Source organism: Streptomyces beijiangensis (assembly GCF_017315755.1).
In the GTDB taxonomy this organism is placed as follows: domain Bacteria; phylum Actinomycetota; class Actinomycetes; order Streptomycetales; family Streptomycetaceae; genus Streptomyces; species Streptomyces beijiangensis.
This window is the reverse complement of record NZ_JAFLRJ010000256.1, coordinates 1-6,923: the sequence shown is the minus strand read 5'-3', so window position 1 is coordinate 6,923 and position 6,923 is coordinate 1. Positions and strand designations below refer to the sequence as shown.

At 73.2% G+C, this 6,923-nt stretch carries 8 protein-coding genes and 2 pseudogenes; 3 read left to right on the top strand and 7 right to left on the bottom strand.

Annotated features, from left to right (window positions below):
* From J0695_RS44150 to J0695_RS25385, 3 genes and pseudogenes are all read right to left on the bottom strand, one after another.
* Positions 1–287 (bottom strand): annotated as a pseudogene (locus J0695_RS44150) (DUF1349 domain-containing protein); the annotation flags it as partial.
* A 93-nt stretch (positions 288–380) separates the two neighbouring features.
* Positions 381–707, bottom strand: a pseudogene (locus J0695_RS44145) (DUF952 domain-containing protein); the annotation flags it as partial.
* Positions 708–754: 47 nt separating this feature from the next.
* Positions 755–1,741 carry an NAD-dependent epimerase/dehydratase family protein gene (locus J0695_RS25385; RefSeq protein ID WP_206965623.1) on the bottom strand — a complete coding sequence of 329 codons (987 nt, stop codon included), beginning with the start codon at positions 1,739–1,741 and terminating at the stop codon, positions 755–757.
* Between the two features lie 83 nt (positions 1,742–1,824).
* Between J0695_RS25385 and J0695_RS25380 the strand changes: the two genes are divergently transcribed.
* The 3 genes from J0695_RS25380 to J0695_RS25370 all read left to right on the top strand — a co-directional run bounded on the left by J0695_RS25380 (position 1,825) and on the right by J0695_RS25370 (position 3,343).
* Complete coding sequence (locus J0695_RS25380) at positions 1,825–2,175, top strand: DUF2809 domain-containing protein (protein WP_242553170.1); 351 nt, start codon at positions 1,825–1,827, stop codon at positions 2,173–2,175.
* A complete protein-coding gene (locus J0695_RS25375; protein ID WP_206965621.1) occupies positions 2,166–2,570 on the top strand; it encodes a nuclear transport factor 2 family protein in 405 nt (134 codons plus the stop codon). Before J0695_RS25380 ends, J0695_RS25375 begins: the two co-directional genes overlap by 10 nt.
* A 140-nt stretch (positions 2,571–2,710) precedes the next feature.
* Positions 2,711–3,343: an O-methyltransferase gene (locus J0695_RS25370; protein WP_242553169.1), complete on the top strand. Its 633-nt coding sequence runs from the start codon at positions 2,711–2,713 to the stop codon at positions 3,341–3,343.
* Between the two features lie 18 nt (positions 3,344–3,361).
* Here J0695_RS25370 and J0695_RS25365 read toward each other — a convergent pair whose 3' ends face one another.
* From J0695_RS25365 to J0695_RS25350, 4 genes are all read right to left on the bottom strand, one after another.
* Positions 3,362–3,715 (bottom strand): GntR family transcriptional regulator, encoded by a 354-nt coding sequence (locus J0695_RS25365; RefSeq protein WP_206965619.1) that lies wholly within the window; start codon positions 3,713–3,715, stop codon positions 3,362–3,364.
* Positions 3,715–4,674: an SdpI family protein gene (locus J0695_RS25360; RefSeq protein WP_206965617.1), complete on the bottom strand. Its 960-nt coding sequence runs from the start codon at positions 4,672–4,674 to the stop codon at positions 3,715–3,717. Before J0695_RS25360 ends, J0695_RS25365 begins: the two co-directional genes overlap by 1 nt.
* A gap of 51 nt (positions 4,675–4,725) precedes the next feature.
* Positions 4,726–5,361: a response regulator gene (locus tag J0695_RS25355; protein ID WP_206965615.1), complete on the bottom strand. Its 636-nt coding sequence runs from the start codon at positions 5,359–5,361 to the stop codon at positions 4,726–4,728.
* Positions 5,349–6,923 (bottom strand): sensor histidine kinase (locus J0695_RS25350; RefSeq protein WP_242553168.1); only part of this gene is annotated, 1,575 nt, incomplete at its 5' end. The genes J0695_RS25355 and J0695_RS25350, both read right to left, overlap by 13 nt.

Here is a 6,923-nt window from a genome sequence, read left to right as displayed (position 1 = left end):
TCCATGGCCCCCGTCCCCGACCAGTCGGGGACGGGGGCCATGGACCAGTCGGAGCGGTCGCGGGTGACGACAGCGCCCAAGTGCGGTACGGAGTCGGTGACTTCGATGCCCGCCTTGATCCAGTTGCTCTCGTCGACGCGGACCATGATCCCGGCCTGGTCGTAGAGGTCGGTGAAGCTGCCGGACTCGAAAGTGACCTCGACCGCGGATCCGGCGGGCAGGCCGGTGAGGAGGGCATGGCCGTCGTCGCGTACAAAACCGTACGACGTCGTCCGCCAGAAGTCGGTCTTGTCGCGGGTGGTGACGAGGAGGTGGTCGCCCTCGCGCTCGGAGGTGAGGGGCGGATTGAGGGGGGCGGTGTCCGACCAGTCGAGGACGTAACCGCCGTCCCAGGGCTGGACCTTGACGACGGCGTCGACGGGCACGGGCCCGTAGATGTGGGGGAAGTCCTCGGCGCCGGGGGCCGGGGGTTCGTACCGTACGGGCGCGGTGAGGCGCTCGCTGTCGATGGTCAGCAGCACGAGGTCACCGGGCCCGGCCCAGTCCCCGTAGAGGAACCCGGCAACGGCGACGACCTGGTGGCGCAGCGAGGTGTGGATGAAGCCCTCCTCCTGGAGGGTGCGGCCGCGGGTGGACATCTCGTACGAACCGGAGGCGAGGGCGGCGTCCCACAGGGCGCGCTCGGTGAGGTGCAGGAGGGCGGTCATGGGATCACGCTAGCCGGGCCTGCCGTGCTCCGCCCGCCGCTGACAGCTCAGCCCTCCAGCACCTTCGCCTCCACCTCCGGGTCCAGACCCACCGTAGGCCGGTCCGGGCGCTGCGGGGCCTCGCCGCCGCGCGAGCGGAGCCAGGTCCAGGTGTCCGCGACCGTCTCCTCCACCGGCCGGCAACGCAGGCCCGCCGCAAGCACCTTGGAGACGTTCCCCTGGTGGATCATCTCGTGCAGCTCGCCCTGCGGGATCCAGATCGGGAGCTGCGTCCACGGCTCGATGCCCGCTTCGAGGATCGGCTCGGGGTCGGTCCAGCGCAGCTCCGCCGAGGAACCGGTGGCCGCGACGCAGGCGTCCAGGAGTCCGCCCATCGTGGTGTGGCCCGGCGCGCTGATCACGTTGTACGCACCCGAGAGCCCCGCCTCCGCCGCGTCCAGGGTCCAGGCCGCCAGGTCACGGGCGTCGATGTACTGGAGCGGGAGGTCGCGCGGTCCCGGGGCCAGGACCGGGCCGCCGCGGGCGATGCGGTTCAGCCACCACGGGAGGCGGCCGATGTTCTCGTACGGGCCGATGATCAGGCCCGCCCTGGCCAGCAGCGCACGGTCGCCGAAGGACTCGACGACCGCCAGTTCGCCGCCGCGCTTGGCCTCCGCGTAGGGGACCTCGCCCGTCAGGCCGGGGGCCGAATCGACCACGGCGCCGGTCTCGTCGAGTTGTGCGGGGGTCGGGTAGGTGTAGACGGAGCGGCTGGAGATGTACGTGTAGTGGGCGGTCCTCGACGCGAGGAGGCGGGCGGATTCGCGTACGACCGCGGGCGCCGCCGACCAGGTGTCCACCACCAGGTCCCATGAGCCGTCCGCCAGCGCCGCCAGGCCGTCGGGGGCCGTGCGGTCGCCGTGCAGGGTGGTGGTGCCCGGCGGGGAGGGCTTCTTGCCGCGGTGGAAGACCGTGACCTCCCAGCCACGGGCGAGGGCGTCCTCCGCGATCGCCCTGCCGACGAATTCCGTACCGCCCAGGATCAGTAGCTTCATGGCTGCAACCCTGCCCCGGCAGGGGGCCTTCGGGTGGCGGGCACGCTGTCAGCGGAATCCGCCCAGTGCGTAAGGTGCCGGGAATGAGCAGACGGTGGTGGGCGATGGCCGGCGCGGCGGTGACTGTCGCGGCCGGTCTCGGTGTGCGGGCCTGGGGCGGCGGGGACTTCGCGAAGTACGCGGGAGACGCCCTCTACACGGCGCTGGTGTGCGCCGTGGTCGTCGTGGTGGCGCCGAGGCTTCGGACCGCCGTCGCCGCGGCCGTCGCGCTGGGATTCAGCTGGGCCGTCGAACTGTTGCAGATCGTGGGGATCCCGGCCGCCCTGCAGCCGCTCCTCGGGTCGACCTTCAACGCACCGGACCTGTTCTGGTACGCGGTGGGGGCCGCCCTGTGCCTGGTCGTCGGAGCGAGAGGGGTGCGGTCATGGACGTGAGGGATGCGGCTCAACGGTTCGTGCGCGTATGGGAGTCGGGGTGGAAGGCGGGTGATGCCGACACCATCGCGGAGCTCTACGCCGAGGACTGCGTCCACCGGTCCATGCCCTTCCGGGCCCCGCACCGCGGGCGTGCCGAGATCGCCGCGTACATCCGGTGGTCGTTCGCGGGCGAGCACGCCGTCGACGTCCGCTTCGGGGAGCCCCTGGTGACGGACAGCGGTGTCGCGGTCGCCGAATTCCTGGTGCTGGGCGAGGAGGACGGGCAGCCGACCACTCTCGCCGGGTGCGTGCTCGTACGATTCAGGGAAGAAGACGGGCTCGCCGTGGAGACCCGCGACTACTGGCACAGCGCACCTGGGCACCTGGAGCCGGAGGGCGCGCTCGGTCTGTGAGCGAGCGCCCGCGTCTTCCTCCTGGCTCCCCGGAAACCGCCCCCGCCCAGGGGCGGTGAGCGGCTAGATTCGTGATCCCGACGGGCACTTGACCGAGCTCAGACCTACTGAGGCCACTCACGACGGGACGGAAGGGCATCATGATGTACGACTTCGACAACGCGCCCCTACCCGAGGGACCCGCGGTCATCGCCGCCCTGCGCACCGCGGCATCGGACGCCGGTTTCCTCATGTCCTGCGACGACCGGACCGGTGCCTTCCTCGCCACCCTCGCCGCGGCGGTCCCGCCCGGCGGCCGGATCCTCGAACTCGGCACCGGGGTGGGCGCGGGCTCGGCCTGGCTGCTGTCCGGGATGGCCGCGGAGGGGGTGGAGCTGGTCAGCGTCGAGCTCGACGAGACCGTGCAGGCCGTCGCCCGCAAGCATCTGGGCGACGATCCGCGGGTGAGCTTCGTCGCCGCGGACGGCGGGGCCTGGCTGGACGCGTACCGGGGTGACCCCTTCGATCTCGTCTTCGCCGACACCTGGCCGGGCAAGTTCACGCACCTCGACGGCGCCCTGAAGCTGGTCAAGCCGCACGGTACGTACGTGATCGACGACCTCTACCCGCAGCCGGGCCGGCCCGAAGGTCACCAGGCCGAGGTGGACCGGGTGCTGGGCGAACTGTTCGCGCGCCGCGATTTCACGTGCGTACGGATGGGGCAGAAGGGCGTCTCCTGCGGGGTGCTCGCGGCGGAGCGGTCGCGGGGCGGGTCCACGCGGCGGGGGCGCTAGCCCGGCGCGGGTGGGGCGTCAGAATGCCGCCCGCACCAGCGACACGACCTCGTCCTCGCTCAGGCCCAACTTGCGCGCCTCGTCCGCCAGTTCGCGTACGCGCTCCAGCAGGCGCGCCCGGCCCGGCGGCGAGGCCCCGTCCACGACGACCGCGCCCCGTCCCCGGCGCAGTTCGATCAGGCCCTCCTCGCGGAGCTGTTGGTAGCCGCGGAGGACCGTGTGGACGTTGACGCCGAGGGAGTCGGCCAGGACGCGGGCGGCCGGAAGCCGTTCGCCCGCGTCCAGGGTCCCTTCGGCGAGCGCCCCGCGTACGCACGCGGCGATCTGGTCACCGAGGGGCGCGGCGGAGGTGGGGTCGACGCGGAAGAGCATCAGCGGCTCGCCTGCCCGCGGTCCCGCTCGGCCAGGGTGTTGAGGAGGGCGGCGGCCTCGGCCGCCCCGTCGACGGTCACCACGAACTCACGGCCGCCGGTGCGCCGCACCACGAGCGCGTCGCCGGAGCGGAGGATGATCCCGGTGGCCCCGGGCCGCACGCGGTGACCCCAACCACCGAAGTCCATCAGGGCGTCGACGTTCCGGTGGGACGCTCCCCCGATACGGGAGAGCGGCACCCGGATACGCGGCCAGGGCAGCCATCCGGTGGTGACGGCGACCCCCCTGCGGTCCACAGTGACGTACGGCCGGGCGAAGAGCAGCGTGAGGAACCCGATGGCGAGCGCCGGGACCGCGAACACCCGGCCCAGCACGGCCCAGACCACGACCCCGGCGGCGAGCAGCGTCGCCGCACCGGCGAGCACCCACCAGGAGTCGACGCGTCGCGCCCAGCCCGCGACTTCCCCGTCAGCCAGTTCAACGCGCGCTCGGGGAAGCCCAGTTGACGGCTCGGGGTCCGGCTTCGGTACGTACCGTACGAGCAGGAGCCCGATCCCCGCCGCGACCGCAGCGACCCCGGCGGCTTCCGCCAGCTGCCACAGCGGCAGGCGTGCGAGGGTGCGCAGGTTGGCCCGGAGCGTGGCGGCCGTCAGGAATCCGAGGAACGCGGCCGTGCCCCAGGCGCTGCCGGCCAGGGTCCTGGCGCCTCCGGCGGGCCGGCCGGGACGGAGCGTGGCAGCCGCCCAGAGAGCGCCGAGGAGGACCAGGGCCGCCGAGACCGCGAGGACGAAGGCGGTCTGGCCGGTGTGGCCGTCGGCCGTTCCCGTGCCGGTGAAATGGGTGGCCAGGCGGGTGGGCAGGCGGTCCCGCAACGCGGCGTAGAAGACCAGGTCGAGGACGAGAGCGAGCAGGAACGGCAGTGCGACCACTGCGGGCAGGCGGGTTCGTGCATGCTTCATTTCAACCTCCATTATTCGCATACTACTAGAACAATGCGAGAGCTGAAGGCTTCAGGAGGAGGTCAGATACGCCAGGACCGCAAGCACCCGCCGGTTGTGCTCCTCCCCCGTCGCCAGCCCCAACTTGCCCAGGATGGAACCCACATGGGTCTCCACCGTCCGCTCGGTCAGCCACAGCCGCCGCGCGATCCCCAGGTTCGTCCGGCCCTCCGCCATCAGGGACAGCACCTCCGACTCGCGCGCGGTCAGTGTGGCGAGCGGATCGCGGCGCGCCCCGAGCATCCGCGCCACCACCTCGGGGTCGAGCGCCGAGCCGCCCGCGGCGACCCTGCGCAGCGCCTCCAGGAAGTCGTCCACGTCGAAGACCCGGTCCTTGAGGAGGTAGCCGAAGCCGCCCTGGGCGACCAGCTCCACCGCGTTGCGCGTCTCGATGTGCTGGGAGAGCAGCACGATGCCCAGGCCGGGGAACTCCTCCCGTACCCGGCGCGCCGCACGTGCCCCGTCGTCCGTGAGGTCCGGGGGCATCCGGATGTCGATGACGGCCAGGTCGGGACGGGTCTCGGAGACCGCGGCGACCAGCGCGGGGGCGTCCGCGGCCCGGCCGACGATCTCGTGCCCGGCGTCCGCGAGCAGCCGGGCCAGGCCCTCCCTGAAGAGGGCGGAGTCCTCGCCGATCACGATGCGCACGGCAGCACCGCCTCCACAACCGTCCCCGCCCCGGCCGGACTTGAGACGGTTAGGATCCCGCCGAGTGCGGCGACCCGGTCGGCGAGGCCCGCGAGTCCTGACCCCGGCCGGACGCCCGCGCCGCCGCAGCCGTCGTCCTCGACGGCGATACGGATCGACTCGCCCTCCTCCTGCACGCGCAGCCCGATCCGCCCGGCGCCCGCGTGCTTGACGGCGTTGGTGACGGCCTCGCTGGCGACGTAGTACGCGGTCGTCGCGACCTCGTCGGGCAGCTCGGGGCGGACCAGGCGCCAGTCGAGGGCGATGGGCGCGCGGGCGGAGAGCGCTTCGAGGGCCGGGCCGAGCCCGTCGTCCAGGGAGGAGGGGCGCAGGCCGTGGGCCAGCTCCCGCAACTCGGCGACCGCTGTGCCCAGTTCGGCGACGGCCTGGTCGAGGAGCCCGTCCATGTCGACGCTTCCGTCGTCGAGGTGCCGCTGGGCGAGCCGCAGCGCCATCCCGAGGGTGACGAGCCGCTGCTGGGCGCCGTCGTGCAAGTCCCGTTCCAGCCGGGCCCGTTCGCGGTATCCGGCGCGCAGCATCCGGGCGCGGCTTGCCTCGACCTCGCCGAGCGCCCGCCCGACCTCCAGACGCAGCCGTACGGTCTCCACGAGCAGCACACAGGCGGCGGCCACCTCGCGCGGGCAGTCCGCCCCCGCGACGATCCCGATCGTGCGCCCGCCGAGCCGCACCGGGGCCGATCCGGTCACCAACTCCCCGTCCGCGTCCCGGAATTCGTCCGACCCCGGCAGCAGATACCCCACCCGCAGCCCCGGCTCGCGCAGCGCGTCGCGCAGTACCGACTCCAGCTGCTCGGGCCGCGCCCTCCCCTCGTGGACCTCGCGCTCCAGCGTGTCCAGCGCGGCGAGCGCCGCCTGCCGTACGGGAAAGAGCCGCCGGTCCACCCGGCGCCGCACCCGGTTCTTCACCGGTACGAGGGCGGCCGCGACCAGCGCGGTGAGCGCGGCCGCCGTCACCGCGCTGCCCCGCCCGACGGCGAACCCGCCCGCGAAGGACACCGCCGAGTAGACGGCGAGGAGGCCCGCGGTGACCACGCCCCAGGTGGCCACCGCGCTGGCGGCGCGGTCCACGTCGTAGAGGTCGTGGCGCAGGAGGGCAAGCGCGGTGAGCGCGGGCACGCCGGCGTACAGCGCAATGAGACCCGCCCAGATCAGCACCCCGACCTCGCCCCAGAGGAGGTAGTCCGCCCAGCAGCAGAGCAGCGTCCCCGGCAGCGCGAGGGCCCCGAGCGCGAACCACTTCACCTGCGCGCGCTCGACGGTCCGCGCCGCCCGGTAGCGGCCGCGCATCACCAGGACGGAGAGGACGAGCAGCGCCATCATCAGGGCGAGCGGGATCAGGCCGGTCCAGGCGTACGCGGCGGGCAGGGTGGGCAGCGGGTGGCCGTAGTCCTGGAAGGGCGGGTCGTACGGGGACGGGTCGAGCATGGCCAGCACGTCGAAGACGACGGGAACGACGAGGACTCCGCGGAAGACCCAGCGGGCGCGGCTCCCGGCCGGGAGCCG